Annotated in this window: 12 protein-coding genes, 1 tRNA gene and 1 riboswitch; of the genes, 5 read left to right on the forward strand and 8 right to left on the reverse strand. The window is 73.6% G+C overall.

Annotated elements, in window-relative coordinates; genetic code table 11:
• The first annotated feature begins 337 nt into the window (after positions 1–337).
• The 4 genes from N5875_RS18450 (at position 338) to N5875_RS18465 (ending at position 5,502) form a co-directional block, all read left to right on the forward strand.
• Positions 338–1,816 carry an MFS transporter gene (locus N5875_RS18450; protein ID WP_318208435.1) on the forward strand — a complete coding sequence of 493 codons (1,479 nt, stop codon included), beginning with the start codon at positions 338–340 and terminating at the stop codon, positions 1,814–1,816.
• 183 nt (positions 1,817–1,999) lie between these two features.
• Positions 2,000–3,184, forward strand: a complete 1,185-nt coding sequence (gene lhgO, locus N5875_RS18455; RefSeq protein ID WP_318208434.1) for an L-2-hydroxyglutarate oxidase — start codon at positions 2,000–2,002, stop codon at positions 3,182–3,184.
• A gap of 49 nt (positions 3,185–3,233) precedes the next feature.
• Positions 3,234–4,091 carry a tRNA (guanosine(46)-N7)-methyltransferase TrmB gene (gene trmB / locus N5875_RS18460; protein WP_338494950.1) on the forward strand — a complete coding sequence of 286 codons (858 nt, stop codon included), beginning with the start codon at positions 3,234–3,236 and terminating at the stop codon, positions 4,089–4,091.
• 82 nt (positions 4,092–4,173) lie between these two features.
• Positions 4,174–5,502, forward strand: coding sequence for a PrsW family intramembrane metalloprotease (locus tag N5875_RS18465; RefSeq protein ID WP_318208432.1), 1,329 nt, complete (start codon positions 4,174–4,176; stop codon positions 5,500–5,502).
• A 54-nt stretch (positions 5,503–5,556) separates the two neighbouring features.
• Here N5875_RS18465 and N5875_RS18470 read toward each other — a convergent pair whose 3' ends face one another.
• From N5875_RS18470 to N5875_RS18495, 6 genes are all read right to left on the reverse strand, one after another.
• Positions 5,557–6,504, reverse strand: a complete 948-nt coding sequence (locus N5875_RS18470) for an aldo/keto reductase (RefSeq protein ID WP_338494951.1) — start codon at positions 6,502–6,504, stop codon at positions 5,557–5,559.
• 62 nt (positions 6,505–6,566) lie between these two features.
• Positions 6,567–7,727, reverse strand: coding sequence for a M23 family metallopeptidase (locus N5875_RS18475; RefSeq protein WP_318208430.1), 1,161 nt, complete (start codon positions 7,725–7,727; stop codon positions 6,567–6,569).
• An 11-nt stretch (positions 7,728–7,738) separates the two neighbouring features.
• Positions 7,739–7,885, reverse strand: a riboswitch (cyclic di-AMP (ydaO/yuaA leader).
• A gap of 201 nt (positions 7,886–8,086) precedes the next feature.
• Positions 8,087–9,295, reverse strand: a complete 1,209-nt coding sequence (locus tag N5875_RS18480) for a PP2C family protein-serine/threonine phosphatase (protein ID WP_318208616.1) — start codon at positions 9,293–9,295, stop codon at positions 8,087–8,089.
• A 229-nt stretch (positions 9,296–9,524) separates the two neighbouring features.
• Positions 9,525–10,265 carry a MerR family transcriptional regulator gene (locus tag N5875_RS18485; protein WP_318208429.1) on the reverse strand — a complete coding sequence of 247 codons (741 nt, stop codon included), beginning with the start codon at positions 10,263–10,265 and terminating at the stop codon, positions 9,525–9,527.
• 106 nt (positions 10,266–10,371) lie between these two features.
• A tRNA-Met gene (locus N5875_RS18490) sits at positions 10,372–10,445 on the reverse strand.
• 53 nt (positions 10,446–10,498) lie between these two features.
• Positions 10,499–10,993, reverse strand: coding sequence for a rhodanese-like domain-containing protein (locus tag N5875_RS18495; protein ID WP_318208428.1), 495 nt, complete (start codon positions 10,991–10,993; stop codon positions 10,499–10,501).
• Between the two features lie 210 nt (positions 10,994–11,203).
• Here N5875_RS18495 and sigJ point away from each other — a divergent pair, with 210 nt between their 5' ends.
• Positions 11,204–12,157: an RNA polymerase sigma factor SigJ gene (gene sigJ / locus N5875_RS18500; protein ID WP_318208427.1), complete on the forward strand. Its 954-nt coding sequence runs from the start codon at positions 11,204–11,206 to the stop codon at positions 12,155–12,157.
• Between the two features lie 94 nt (positions 12,158–12,251).
• On the opposite strand, the gene N5875_RS18505 is transcribed toward sigJ, so the two are convergent.
• On the reverse strand, positions 12,252–12,860 hold the full coding sequence (locus N5875_RS18505) for a phosphatase PAP2 family protein (RefSeq protein WP_318208426.1): 609 nt from the start codon (positions 12,858–12,860) through the stop codon (positions 12,252–12,254).
• On the reverse strand, positions 12,857–14,251 hold the full coding sequence (locus tag N5875_RS18510) for a diacylglycerol kinase family protein (protein WP_338499198.1): 1,395 nt from the start codon (positions 14,249–14,251) through the stop codon (positions 12,857–12,859). Before N5875_RS18510 ends, N5875_RS18505 begins: the two co-directional genes overlap by 4 nt.
• Positions 14,252–14,348: the final 97 nt, after the last annotated feature.

Consider the following 14,348-nt stretch of genomic DNA (forward strand, 5'->3'; position numbering starts at 1 on the left):
CTCCCGGCGCCGTCCGCCGCCCGCGGGGAATGGGGCGGCGGTATCCCCCAGCCCACTGGTCCGGGACACTTTCCCGGCCGAGCGGGCCGACCCACGCGGTACTCATGGAAGCGCTCCCCCGGCCACGCCGAGAGAGCGCACGGCCGGGCGCACGGCCACACGGCGGGAGCACGAGCCGGTCCGCCGGGCCCGTCCGTCGGCCTTTCACACAACAATCTCGCCATACGGAACACCGCCCCTTAACGGTAGGGATGCGGCGAACTACGCTGTGTTTACGAATGCCGCACGCCTATGCCCGGCGTCGTGGCGGCCGTCTGGGTTGTCGAGGGGTGGCGTCATGTCCAGGGAGCAACGCGGGCCGAACGAAAAGCTCGGCACGGTTCTCGCCCTCGCGGGAATCAGCAACGCCGGACTGGCCCGGCGCGTCAACGACCTCGGTGCGCAACGAGGTCTGACACTTCGTTACGACAAGACCTCCGTCGCCCGGTGGGTGTCGAAGGGCATGGTGCCGCAGGGCGCCGCGCCGCATCTGATCGCCGCCGCGATCGGGCAGAAGCTCGGCCGGCCCGTGCCGCTGCACGAGATCGGCCTCGCCGACGCCGACCCCGCGCCCGAGGTGGGCCTCGCCTTCCCGCGCGACGTGGGCGAGGCGGTGCGCTCGGCGACCGACCTGTACCGGCTGGATCTCGCCGGACGGCGGGCCGGCGGCGGGATCTGGCAGTCGCTGGCCGGCTCCTTCGCGGTGAGCGCGTACGCGACGCCCGCGTCCCGCTGGCTGATAACCCCGGCCGACCCGTCGGTGGAGCGCGAGGCACCCCGCCCGCCGGGGGGCGGGATCACGGGCGCGGGCCGGGGCGCGGCGGGAGCGGCGGCGACCGCCTCGGCCGCCACCGAGCACGTGCGCGTGGGGCACAGCGACGTCGCCAAGCTCCGCGAGGCGGCCGAGGACGCCCGCCGCTGGGACTCCAAGTACGGCGGCGGGGACTGGCGTTCGTCCATGGTCCCCGAGTGCTTACGCGTGGACGCGGCTCCGCTGCTGCTCGGCTCGTACTCCGACGAGGTCGGCCGGGCCCTCTTCGGCGCGACCGCCGAGCTCACCCGGCTCGCCGGGTGGATGGCCTTCGACACCGGGCAGCAGGAGGCCGCCCAGCGCTACTACATCCAGGCCCTGCGGCTCGCCCGCGCCGCGGCCGACGTGCCCCTCGGCGGCTACGTCCTCGCCTCGATGTCCCTCCAGGCCACCTACCGGGGCTTCGCCGACGAGGGCGTCGACCTCGCCCAGGCCGCGCTCGAGCGGAACCGTGGGCTCGCCACCGCCCGCACCATGTCCTTCTTCCGGCTCGTCGAGGCACGCGCGCACGCGAAGGCCGGTGACGGGGTCGCGGCGGCGGCCGCGCTCAAGTCTGCCGAGGGCTGGCTGGAGCGCTCCCGGGAGGGTGACGGCGACCCGACCTGGCTGGGCTTCTACTCGTACGACCGGTTCTGCGCCGACGCCGCCGAGTGCTACAGCGACCTGAAGGCGCCGCACGAGGTGCGCCGCTTCACCGAGCAGGCGCTCTCGCGGCCGACCGAGGAGTTCGTCCGCTCGCACGGGCTGCGGCTCGTGGTCTCCGCCGTCGCCGAGCTGGAGTCGGGCAATCTGGACGCGGCCTGCGCGGCGGGCACGCGCGCGGTGGAGGTGGCGGGCCGGATCTCGTCGGCGCGGACGACGGAGTACGTACGGGATCTGCTGCACCGGCTCGAGGCGTACGGGGACGAGCCCCGGGTCATGGAACTGCGGGAGCGGGCCCGGCCGCTGCTCGTCACACCGGCGTGAGGGGCGGGGGCGCCGCTCGTCGCCCCCGACGCGAGGGGCGTGACCCGCGTCGGCACGCCCTGCGTCGGCGTGACCCGCATCGGCATGCCCTGCGTCGGCGTGACCCGCGTCTCGTGCCGTCGCGCGAGGTTTCACGGGATTGTCAGTGGGCCAGTGCACTATCGGGGGTGGGAGGTGGCGCTGGTGTTTGACTGTGACGTGCTGGTGATCGGCGGTGGGATCGTCGGTCTGTCGACGGCGTACGCCCTGACGCGCGCCGCTCCCGGCACCCGGGTCACGGTCCTGGAGAAGGAGCACGCGCTCGCGAGCCACCAGACCGGGCGCAACAGCGGGGTGATCCACAGCGGGATCTACTACCGGCCGGGGTCGCTCAAGGCCCGGTTCGCGGTCGAGGGCGCGGCCGAAATGGTCAAGTTCTGCGCGGAGTGGGGCATTCCGTACGAGGTGACGGGCAAGCTCGTCGTCGCCACCGCGCGCGAGGAGCTGCCCCGGCTGCACGCGCTCGTGCAGCGCGGCAGGGAGAACGGCATCCCGGTGCGCGAGCTCGGCCCCGCCCAGATCAGCGAGTACGAGCCCCGGGTGCGGGGCCTCGCCGCGATCCACGTGGGAACGACCGGCATCTGCGACTACGGGGCGGTGTCCCGGCGGCTCGCCGAGTCCTCCCGGGCCCGGATCCTGTACGGGGCCGAGGTCACCGTCATCGACCGGCGGCCCTGGGGGGTCGCCGTGCGGACGGCGGACGGCCGGGTGGTGCGGGCGCGGGTCCTGGTCAACTGCGCGGGCCTGCACTGCGACCGGATCGCGCGGCTCGCGGGCGACGACCCGGGCATGCGGATCGTGCCCTTCCGGGGGGAGTACTACGAGCTCCGGGACCCCTCGCTCGTGCGGGGTCTCGTCTATCCGGTGCCGGACCCCGCCTTCCCGTTCCTCGGGGTGCATCTGACGCGGGGGATCGACGGCGGCGTCCACATCGGGCCGAACGCGGTCCCGGCGCTCGCCCGTGAGGGATACGGCTGGTCCGTCGTCCGCCCGCGCGAGCTGGCCGGCACGCTCGCGTGGCCCGGCTCGTGGGCCATCGCCCGGGCGCACTGGCGGTACGGGGCGGGTGAGCTGCGGCGGTCGGTGTCGAAGCGGGCGTTCACGGAGGCGGTGCAGCGGCTGCTGCCGGTGGTGTCGGAGTCGGACCTGAGACGGGCGGACGCGGGGGTGCGGGCGCAGGCGGTGCTGCGGGACGGGACGCTGGTCGACGACTTCCTGATCCGGGAGGCGCCTCGGACGGTCCACGTCCTGAACGCGCCTTCGCCGGCGGCGACGGCCTCGCTGCCGATCGGCCGGGAGGTGGCGGGGCGGGCGCTGGCGCGGCTGTAGCCCACCGCCGTGGGGGGGGCGGCGGGGTTCGCCGTAGAATTGGGGCATTGTGTCTGAGCAGCCAGAGAACATCGCGCGCCCCCTCGCCGACGCCGCCGACCTCGACGGCGCCGCCGACGCCGCCGACCCCGTCGAGTCCGCCGAGTCCGCCGAGTCCGTCCGGCCCGTCTCGCAGCGGGGCAGTCAGCGGTTCGCGCCCGGTGAGGGCCCCCTGCCCGATCCCGCCGGGTCTCATCACGAGCGGCGGATCCGCAGCTTCCAGCCGCGGCGCAGCCGCGTCACGGCCGGCCAGGCCGAGGCCCTGCTGAAGCGGTGGCCCGACTGGGGCCTCGACATCGACGGCAAGCGGGTCCTCGACCTCGGCGAGATGTTCGACGGGCTGCCCGTCGTCCTCGAGATCGGCTTCGGCATGGGCGAGGCGACCGCGCAGATGGCCGCCGCCGACCCCGGCACCGGCATCCTCGCCGTCGACGTCCACACCCCCGGCCAGGGCAATCTCCTCGGCCTCGCCGACCGGAACGGCATGACCAACGTCCGGGTCGCCAACGGCGACGCGATCATCCTGCTCCGCGAGATGCTCGACAAGGACTCCCTCGACGGCTGCCGCGTCTACTTCCCGGACCCCTGGCCCAAGGCCCGCCACCACAAGCGGCGCCTCATCCAGCCCGAGTTCCTCAGCCTCCTCGCGACCCGGCTCAAGCCCGGCGCCGTGCTGCACTGCGCCACCGACTGGGAGTCGTACGCCGAGCAGATGCTGGAGGTGCTCTCCGCGCACCCCGACTTCGAGAACACGCAGGCCGACGGCGGATTCTCGCCCCGGCCCGACTTCCGGCCGCTCACCCGCTTCGAGGGGCAGGGGCTCGACAAGGGCCACGTCGTGAACGATCTCCTCTTCCGGCGGAAGTGACCCGGGGAAAGCCGCACCGACTGAAAGCCACACAGGCTTAACCCTTTCCCGCCTGTCGGTGGGGGTCGTTAGGGTCGCTCACGTGTCCTTCCCCGCCCCCACCGAAGCCGGTGCCGCCCCCGTCCCCCACCGGGACACCGAGGAGCCGGCCTTCCCGGCCGCCGCCGACCGGTCCCAGTGGCGCTACCGGCCCCGCCGGGACTTCTGGCGCAGCCGGCTGCTCCGGGCCGTCGCCCTCGTCACCGTGCTGGCGATCTGCGCGCTGTTCATCCTCGGTCTCGTCCGCGAGCAGACCGGCACGGAGGGCTTCCTGGTCGGCCTGGGCCTCGCCGTGCTTCCCGTACCGCTGCTGATGGCGGCGTTCCGCTGGCTCGACCGGGTCGAGCCGGGTCCCTGGAAGAACCTGCTCTTCGCGTTCGCGTGGGGTGCCTTCGCCGCCGCGCTCGTCGCGATCCTGGCCAATTCCTTCGCGGTCCGCTGGATCGCGACGGCCACCGCCGATCCGGCCTCGGCGGACACGCTCGGCGCGACCGTCGTCGCGCCGGTGGTGGAGGAGACCGCGAAGGCCGCCGCGATCCTGCTGCTCTTCCTCTTCCGCAGGAAGCACTTCGGCGGGCTCGTCGACGGCGTCGTGATCGCCGGGTTCACCGCGACCGGCTTCGCCTTCACCGAGAACATCCTCTACCTCGGGAACGCCTTCGGCGAGGACCAGGAGTTCGGCTCCACCGGCCTCGGCTCGGTGACGGCCGCGACCTTCTTCGTCCGGGTCGTCATGTCGCCGTTCGCGCATCCGCTCTTCACCGTGCTCACCGGCATCGGCTTCGGCTTCGCCGCCCTCGCACCGCGCGGCAAGCGGCTGCGCCGGGTGCTGCTGCCGCTCGCCGGGCTGCTGCTCGCCATGGGCATGCACGCCGCCTGGAACGGCTCGGCCACCTTCGGCGGCCCCCTGGCCTTCTACGCGGTGTACGGGGCGCTCATGGTCCCGGCCTTCGGCCTGCTGACCTGGCTCGCGGTCTGGAGCCGGCAGCGCGAGCTGCGCACGATATCCGGCGAGCTCCCGGCGTACGCGGCGGCCGGCTGGCTCTCCCCCGCCGAGCCGCTCGCGCTCTCCTCGATGCGCGCCCGCCGGCTGGCCCGCACCTTCGCCGCCCGTACGTCCGGGCAGCCGGCCGCGCGGGCCGTCGGCGAGTACGAGTCCTTCGCGACGACCCTGGCGTTCCTCCGGGACCGGGCCCGGCGCGGCACCGCCGGAGCGGACTTCCCGGCCCGGGAGCAGGAGTTGCTGCACCATCTGTGGCAGCGCCGGGCGGTCGCCTCCCCCGCCCTCACGTACGCGGCGCGGGCGACGGGCCAGGTCTGGGCACCGCCGCAGTACTTGGACTACGACGGCTTCAACCCGTACCGCAGCTGAGGGAGTCGGCCGGTCGGCCCGGACCCGCCCGCCGAGCCGGTGGCTGCCCCGCGGTCAGATCCCCGAGGCCTCCGTCAGGAGGGTCAGCTCCGCGTCCGTGAGCGTGAGCTCCGCCGCCGCGACCAGCGCGGGGACCTGCTCGACCGTACGCGCCGAGGCGATCGGCGCCGCGACGGTCGGGCGGGAGGCGAGCCAGGCGAGGGCGACGGTGGCGAGTTCCGCGCCGTGCGCCTCGGCGACCGTGTCGAGCGCGGAGAGCACGGCCCGGCCCCGCTCGGTGTCGAGGTGTCCGCCGGCCCCGGCGGCGCGGGCGCTGTCGACGGTGGCACCGGGGCGGTACTTGCCGGTGAGGAAGCCGGCGGCGAGGCCGTAGTACGGGACGGCGGAGAGTCCGGCCCGCTCGACGGTCTCCAGGAGCGGGCCCTCGTACGTGTCGCGGGAGACCAGGTTGTAGTGCGGCTGGAGGGCCACGTAACGGGCGAGGCCCTCGGACTCGGCGAAGTCGAGGGAGGCGCGCAGTCGCTCCGGGGAGATGTTGGAGGCGGCGACGGCCCGCACGGTGCCGTCCTTCACCAGCTGGTCGAGGGCGGTGACGATCTCCTCGACGGGGACGGACTCGTCGTCGAAGTGCGTGTAGTACAGGTCGATGTAGTCGGTGCCGAGGCGGCGCAGCGACTCCTCCGCGGCCGCCTTGATGGTGGTCGCGGACAGTCCCTTGAAGTGGGGGTGGGCGCCGACCTTGGTGGCGACGACGACATCGGCGCGGTTGCCGCGCGCGGCGAGCCAACGGCCGATGACGGTCTCGGACTCGCCGCCCTCGTTGCCCTCGGCCCAGGCCGAGTAGACGTCGGCGGAGTCGACGAAGTTGCCGCCCGCGGCGGTGTAGGCGTCGAGGACGGCGAAGGACTGCGCCTCGTCGGCGGTCCAGCCGAAGACGTTGCCGCCCAGGGCGAGCGGGAAGACGTGCAGGTCGGAACTGCCCAGCGGGCGGAGAGTCGTCATGGTCGAGACAACCGTCCGCCCCGCCGGGCCTATTCCGTCGGCTCAGGTGGCGAGCCGGGGTGTCAGAGGCTGAGGCCCTTGGAGCGCAGCCACTCCGCCGGGTCGAGGCCGGAGCCGCCGGGCGTGTGCACCTCCATGTGGAGGTGGGCGCCGGTGACGTTGCCGGTGGCGCCGACGCGGCCGATCGTCTCGCCGGTGCCCACGGTCTGGCCGGCGGAGACCGTCATGGAGGACATGTGGGCGTACCAGATCTCGGTGCCGTCCGAGAGCTCCAGGACGACGCGGTAGCCGTACGAGCCGGACCAGCCCGCCGACTTGATGGTGCCGCCGTGGACGGCCTTGAGCGGGGTGCCGGTGGGGGCGGCGAAGTCGAGGCCGGTGTGGTAGCCGGAGGACCACATCGAGCCGGACTGCATGTAGGTGGCGCTGAGGCTGTACGAGGAGAGCGGCAGCGTGTAGCTCGCGGCGAGCTTGGCGAGGCGCTCGGCCTCGGCCGCCGCCTCGGCCTTCGCCCTGGCCTCGGCTTCCGCCTTCGCCTTGGCCTCCGCCTCGGCCTTGGCCTTCGCCTCGGCGGCCGCCTTCTCCGCCGCGTCGGCCTTGGCCGCGGCCTCCGCGGCGGCCTTCTCGGCCGCCGCCTTCTCCGCCGCGGCCTTCTCGGCGGCGTCGGCGGAGGCCTGCTGCTGCTCGGCCTGCTGGAGGATGCGGGCGCGCAGGGCCTCGCCCGCGTCGCCGGCGCCGGGCGCGGCCTTCGCGGCCGGGCCGTCCTGGGTGATCAGGCCGGCCTGCTGCATCTGCGGGGTCTTCGTGCCCTGCTCGTCGTCGACGGTGGCGTACGTGGCGACGGTGAGCGGGTTCGGGTTGGCGCGGGCCGCGCTGACCGTCTCGTGGGTCTCCTCGGGGAGGAGGTCGCCGACGCCGGGCAGGTCGTGGGCGTCCGGCAGGTCGAGGTCCGGGAGGTCCGGCAGCGAGATGGCCACCGGGGGCTTCTCCTGCGCGGTGGCGAGGCCACCCGCACCGACGGCCGCGATCACACCGACGCCGAGGACGGTGGAGGAACGGGCGAAGTTGGAGCGCTGCTTGACGACACGGTGGCGGCCGCCGGAGCGGCTCTCGGCGCGGAGGGATCCCTCGGTGGGGTTCCACTCGGTGTCCGGGGCGGCGGGGCCCGCACCACCACCGAAGGCATCGAAGGGGGCTTCGGGTGCGGGAGTGTTGGACGCCACGGAGGCGCGCTCCTTTCCTTCCTTCTCGCCTACCGGGTTAGCTGACGGGTTCGGAGCAGGAAGGTCTCCTACGGGCACGGTCGCACAAGTGCGAAGGGCCCGATTCACCCCAAGTAGTGGTTCCCCGGTTCCTTTTCAGGATTCGGCGCGTGCGCACGGTGCCGTCTCTTGCGACGGCTGGGACGACCGCGCTGCGTTATCGAACGTTAATAGACGCGGGGTGCCGATTCCAAGCTGTTCCTCTTGATCATTCATTGAATTGGGAGGGAATAGTCCGACTTGACCTCCCTTCAGCAAGGGACGCCGAAACCCTCGCTACCTGACGTTATGTCAATTGTTATCGCAGTGACACCTCGCGACTACGGTCGGTGACCGGGCCTGCCGCGGGGGGATCCGGGCCCGCCCGGCGGCACCACCGGCATCGTCCGGCGCCGCTTCGGCTGCCCCGTCGCCGGGCGGCTCACCGCGAGCAGCGCCATGTCGTCCGTCGACCCGCCGCCGGTGTGCAGCCGTACGTCGTCCACGAGCGCGTCGAGCAGTTCCTCGGGCCCGGGGAAGATCCGCCCGGCGAGCCGCTCCCCCGGGTCGTAGAAGACGCCCTCGGCGTTCCGCGCCTCCGAGAGACCGTCGGTGTAGAAGAGCAGCGTCGCGCCCGGCGGGTACGGCCGCGCCTCGGCCCGGTCCGGCCACGACGCCAGATCGCCCATGCCGAGCGGCAGTGCCGGCTCGCCGGGCTCCAGCGTGTCCAGGCTCCCGTCCGCGGACAGCATCAGCGGCGGCGGATGCCCGCGGTTGACGACCCGTACGAAACCGTCGAAGGTGCCGCCCCCGTCACCGCGCGGGATCTCGGCGAGGACGGCCGTGGTGAACCCCTCGAAGGCGTCGAGCCCATGACGGCGGGTGCCCTCCCGGGCCAGGGCCCGTTCGAGCCGCTGCGCCACGCCCTCCAGGGTCCGCTCCTGCTCGGCCGCCTCCCGGAACGCCCCGATGACGACGGCGACGGCCTCGACCGCGTCCAGGCCCTTGCCCCGGACGTCGCCGACCACGAGCCGCACCCCGTAGGGGGTGTCCTGGACGGCGAACAGGTCGCCGCCGATGAACGCGTCCGCCTGCGCCGCCTCGTACCGCGCCGCGCACTGCAGCCCGCCGATCCGCTCGGCGGGCGTCGGCAGCACCGCCTTCTGCGCGGTCTCCGCGATGACCCGCGCCGAGGCGAGCCGTTCACCGCTGCGGCGGACGACCCGGTTGATGAGCAGGGCGAGCACGGAGACCGTGAGCACCGTCAGGATCTCGGTGAGCGAGGGGATCTCGGTCGCGGTGCCGTTGTAGACGTGCAGCCCGACCGAGGCGAGGACGGCGGCGATCCCGGTGAGCAGCGTCGTGAGGGTGGAGAAGAACGGTGCCGCGATCAGCGGGGCGGCGGAGAACATCGGCGCCGCGCTGTACTTGGCCGGCGTCAGGACGTCGAAGACGACCCCACCCACGATGATCAGCGGCGGCAGCGCCCGGAGGAACCTCCGGGCACCCCCGTACGGGCCACGGCCCTCGCCGCCGCGCCGCCCACCGATCGCTCCTGGGAGGTGCCCCACCTGTGCTCTCCTGCCCGGTCCGTCCCCGCGGCCCGTACCGCGCCCTCCCAGGGTGGCCGCCGCCGCCCGGGGCGGCGACTCCCAGGGGGCCGACCGGCGTACGGCCGGGGACCCGGCCCGGCCACGCGCGCGGGGAGGCGCCGCGGCGGTCTGCGCGGGCAGGTGGACGTCGAAGGACCCCGCTTCCCGGCGGCCGGGCGGGCTCGGGCTACAGGTTCCGCTCCGCGTAGATCTCCATCGCGTCCCGCACGAGGACCGCGGTGCCCTCGCCGTGCTTGTCGTAGTTCACGGTGAAGCGCGGGTCGTCGACGTACATACGGCCGAGACCGATCACGTACTCCTTGCTCGGCGTCGTGGTGGTGGACAGCCAGGCGACCTGCCGCCGCGCGATCTCCTGCACCTCGTCGCTGCCGGCGGCGCGACCCTCCTTGAGCGCCTGGGCGAAGTCGCGGGCGATGCCCGCCTGTTCGTCCATGAACGCCTTCTTCTGCGCGGCGGTGAGCGAGCGCCACCAGCGGTCGCCGCTCTCGTAGGCGTCGCGGCCCCAGCGCTCGGTGACCTCCTGCTCGTACACCGTGTGGTCGAAACCGTCGAACACTTCGTCGGCCATGAGCTCTTCTCCGTTCTCGGTCTTGTGGAGAGTGGTCCGCACCGAGGCGATCTGCCGTCCGATGCGCTCGCGCTCCTGCTCCAGCAGAGCGAGATGGGTGCGCAGGGCGGCGGACGTGTCCCGCTGCCCCGCGAGGACCTCGGCGATCGCGGGCAACGAGAGCCCCAGCTCGCGCAGCAGCAGGATGCGCTGCAGCCGCACGAGCGCCGCCTGGTCGTAGTACCGGTAACCGTTCGCGCCGATCCGGCTCGGCTCCAGCAGTCCGCGGTCCCCGTAGTGCCGGAGGGTGCGACTGGTGGTGCCGGCCTTCTTGGCGATCTCTTGGATCGACCACTCCATACCGAGAACGCTAAATCTTGACGTTGCGTAAAGGTCAAGGCCGGACATGCGGGAACGACGAAGGCCCGGATCCAGTGACTGGATCCGGGCCTTCGTTGCTACTGAGTAGCGGGGACAGGATTTGAACCTGCGACCTCTGGGTTATGAGCCCAGCGAGCTACCGAGCTGCTCCACCCCGCGTCGGTAAACACGACTGTACGGCATGACCGGGGCGATCCGGAAATCGGATTCCGTCAGCAGCCGCAGTCGTCGGAGTCGACCGGCGCCGTGAGAGGGTCCGCGGCCTTCTCCGCGGGCCCCTCCCAGGTCTCGTACGCGAAGCCCTCGCGCACCCAGTACTCGAAGCCGCCGAGCATCTCCTTCACCTGGAATCCCCGCTCCGCGAGGGCCAGCGCGGCGCGCGTGGCGCCGTTGCAGCCGGGGCCCCAGCAGTACGTGACGACCGGCACGGACCGGTCGAGCAGCCGCTCGGCCTGCTCGGGGATGAGCGCGGTCGGCAGGTGGACGGCGCCGGGGACGTGCCCCTGGTCCCAGGAGGCGGCCGACCGCGAGTCGATCACCACGAACCCCGGGTCGGTGCCGTCGGCGGCCGCGGTCGCCAGCGCCGAGGCCACGTCGGAGACATCGGCGTGGAAGGCGAGGCTCGCGGAGAAGTACGCGGCAGCGGCGGCGGGAGAGGCCGGCGGGGTGCGGAGCACGGCGTTGACCTGCGAAGTTGTCGTCGTCATGAGGATCAATCTACGGATGGTGATCACCACGCTGAAGGGGTGATCCCCGGCGCTCCGAGCCATCGACCGGGGAATCCGTGGCGTTCGCCGCGAGGCGGCGTGGATCTCACGTAGCGGAATCCCCGGGACCGCCGATGCCCCGCCCTAAAGGGCGTGACAGACGCGTGACGGGTGGTGTCACATCGTCGAGGCTTGATCCGTCATGACGGCATGACGGGACGCGAACGGGGAGATCGACGAGTGGACCAGAACCGCGAGAACCACACCGACGGCAAGGACCTGCTGGCCCGGCGCTTCGAGGCCGACCGGGGGCACCTGCGGGCGGTGGCGTACCGGATGCTGGGCTCGCTCAGCGAGGCCGAGGACGCGGTCCAGGAGGCCTGGTTCAAGCTCAGCCGCAGCGACGTCGGCGCGGTGGAGAACCTGAGCGGCTGGCTGACCACGGTCGTCGGCCGCGTCTGCCTCGACATGCTGCGCTCGCGCGGCTCGCGCCGCGAGGACCCGCTGGAGTACTACGTCCCCGACCCGGTCGTCCGGGTCGCCGACACCACCGACCCCGAGCACGCGGCCGAGATCACCGAGTCCGTCGGCCTGGCGCTCCTCGTCGTCCTGGAGACCCTCGGACCGGCGGAACGGCTCGCGTTCGTCCTGCACGACATGTTCGCCGTCTCCTTCGACGAGATCGCGCGGATCGTGGACCGGACCCCGGCCGCCACCCGCCAGCTCGCCAGCCGCGCCCGCCGCCGCGTGCAGGACGCCACTCCCGCCGCCGGGCCCGACGCGCGCCGGCAGCGGGAGATCGCCGACGCCTTCCTCGCCGCCTCGCAGGGCGGTGACTTCGAGGGGCTGCTCGCCGTCCTCGACCCGGACGTGGTGCTGCGCGCGGACGGCGGCCGGACCCTCGCGGCCGTCTCCAAGGTCGTACGGGGCGCCGAGGCCGTCATCTCGCAGGCCCTCATGTACGCCAAGTTCCGGCAGGCCTCGCTGCCGGTCGTGGTCAACGGCGCGCCCGCGTTCGTCGCGGTCGCCGACGGCCGCCCGACCGTCCTCATGGCGTTCACGATCGCCGGGGACCGGATCGTCGAACTCCAGATCCTGGCGGACCCGGAGCGGCTCGCCGAGCTCGACCTCGCGGAGGAGGACCTGGCTCGCGCGACGTACTGAGACGACCGGCGTACGGGAACGGGCCGCGTACGGCAACGGCCGGGCGTACGGCAACAGTCGGCTTCCGAGGGGACCGGGTGTCTCCGACGCCCGGTCACTTCCCCCTGGCGGCCGTCAAGGAGGCCACGGCCGTCAGGGAGACGGCGGCGCTCGCGACGCCGAGGACGGCGCCCGCGGCGACGTCACCCGGATAGTGCACCCCGGTGTGGACGCGGGAGTAGCCCACGGCCATCGCCAGGACCTGCAGCGGCACGGCGACCGGCGGGAAGACCACCCCCACGGCGGTCGCGAAGGCGACCGCCGACGCGGTGTGTCCGGAGGGGAACGAGGCCGAGTCCGGCATCGGCACATGCCGGCCCACGACGACCCGGGCCGCCTCCCGGTCCGGCCGCGGCCTGCGGACGAGACGCTTGCCCAGCAGGTTGGCCGTGGCGGAGGCGACGGCCACCGCCCCGACGCCGGCGAGGGCGGCCCGGCGCGGCCGGCCGGGGAAGAGGGCGAGCCCGGCCGCCACGGCGAACGAGATCTTGGAGTGGTTCGCCGCGTGCGACAGCCTGCGGAAGCCCGTGTCGAGGGTGGGCGTGGGCGTGGCGGCCACGGCGGCGTAGACGGCCCCGTCGATCGCGCGGAGGTCCCTGAGGACGGCCCGGACGGGGTTCGTGGTGCGCGTGGGGTTGGGGTTGGGGGTGGTGGTGCCGGTCATGAACCGCTGCTCCTCGAAGTGGGCTGGAAGGCGATTTCGGTGATGCGCCGCCAGTCCAGTGGCGGCCGGGGCTCGATGACGCCGGGCCGGTCACGCGGCACGAGGACCCGTAGGGCGCCGGGGCGCAGGGTGCAGACGACGGGGGTGGGGAGGGTCAGCGCCTCACCGTCGACGGCGACGGCGATGGTGCCGGGGGCGCCGGGGGCACGGGTCGGCGCGGGGACGAAGACCGAGGCCGGCACGGGGACGGGGGCCGCGGCCTTCCCGGTCACCTCGACCCGAGCGGCCGTCAGGACGTTCAGGCCGGTCGCCTGGGTGCCCCGTACGGCCATCTCGGCGGCCTGCGCGGCCCCGTCGACCCGGATCGCGATCACCCCGAGCTCACCGCCGTCCAGGCGCGGTCTCCGGGCGGCGGCGGCGCCGAACGGATCAGGCGCGGCGTACGCGTTGTTGCTGACGAGGAGGGCCTGCTGGGCGGGCAGCCGGAGGCCGTCGGCGGTCGCGTCGAGACGGTCGCCGCCGCCGCCCTGGAGCAGGTCGGGCAGGACGTCGACGGCGGTGCCGGCCTTCGCGTCGCGGTACTCGGGGAGCTGGACGACATCGGCGTACACACCGAAGGAGACGGTGTTGACGAACGCCCGCCCGGACACGGAGCCGAGGTCGACGCGGAGTTCCTCGCCGTCGACGAGGGCGTCCAGACAGGTCGTCGGGTCGGCGCGGTCGAGGCCCAGGTCCAGGGCGAAGTGGTTGCGGGTCCCGGCGGAGATGACGAGGAAGGGCAGGTCGTGCTCGGCGGCCACGGCGGCGACCAGCGCCTGGGTGCCGTCCCCTCCCGCCACCCCGAGCAGGTCGGCGCCGTCGGCGACGGCCTCCCGGGCGAGCGCGGCGACATCGGTCTCGACGGACGGGTCGATGAGGACGACCCGCGCGCCCAGTCTCTCGGCCCGCTCGACGAGCCCGAAGCGGGCGACCTTCCCGCCCCCGGACTTCGGGTTCATGATCAGCACGGGCCGCTTCGGCCGGGGCCGCCGCTTCGGCCGCGGGCGCGCCGGCGCGCCGTTCATGTCGCGGATGAGGCGCAGGGCGGCCCGCGCGCAGATCAGCGCGACGCTCCACGACGCGAGGGCCCCGAGCCCGGTCAGCCAGGGGCCCCAGGCGACGTACAGGACGAGGACGGCGAGCGGCGCGGCGACGGCGAGCAGGGCGCCGGACACCCGCAGCGGCCCGCGGTGGGCGAGGAACCACCAGATGCCCACGGCCGAGCAGGCAAGCCCCACGAGCGCGCCCAGGAGGACCAGCAGCCCGCCGGCGCCGAGCCCCGTCAGCAGCAGCACGAGCGCCACCGCGGCGGCGCCGAGCGCCCACCGCGCCAGCGTCCGGGCCTGGTCCATCGGATCACCGGATCCGTTCCCCGTCACGGTCCCCACCTCCATGCTCAGCGTGCACGAACCAGATTCACCCACGGCGCCGCACACCGCGTCCCGGATA

The sequence above is a fragment of the Streptomyces sp. SJL17-4 genome, assembly GCF_036826855.1.
Taxonomy (GTDB): Bacteria; Actinomycetota; Actinomycetes; order Streptomycetales; family Streptomycetaceae; genus Streptomyces.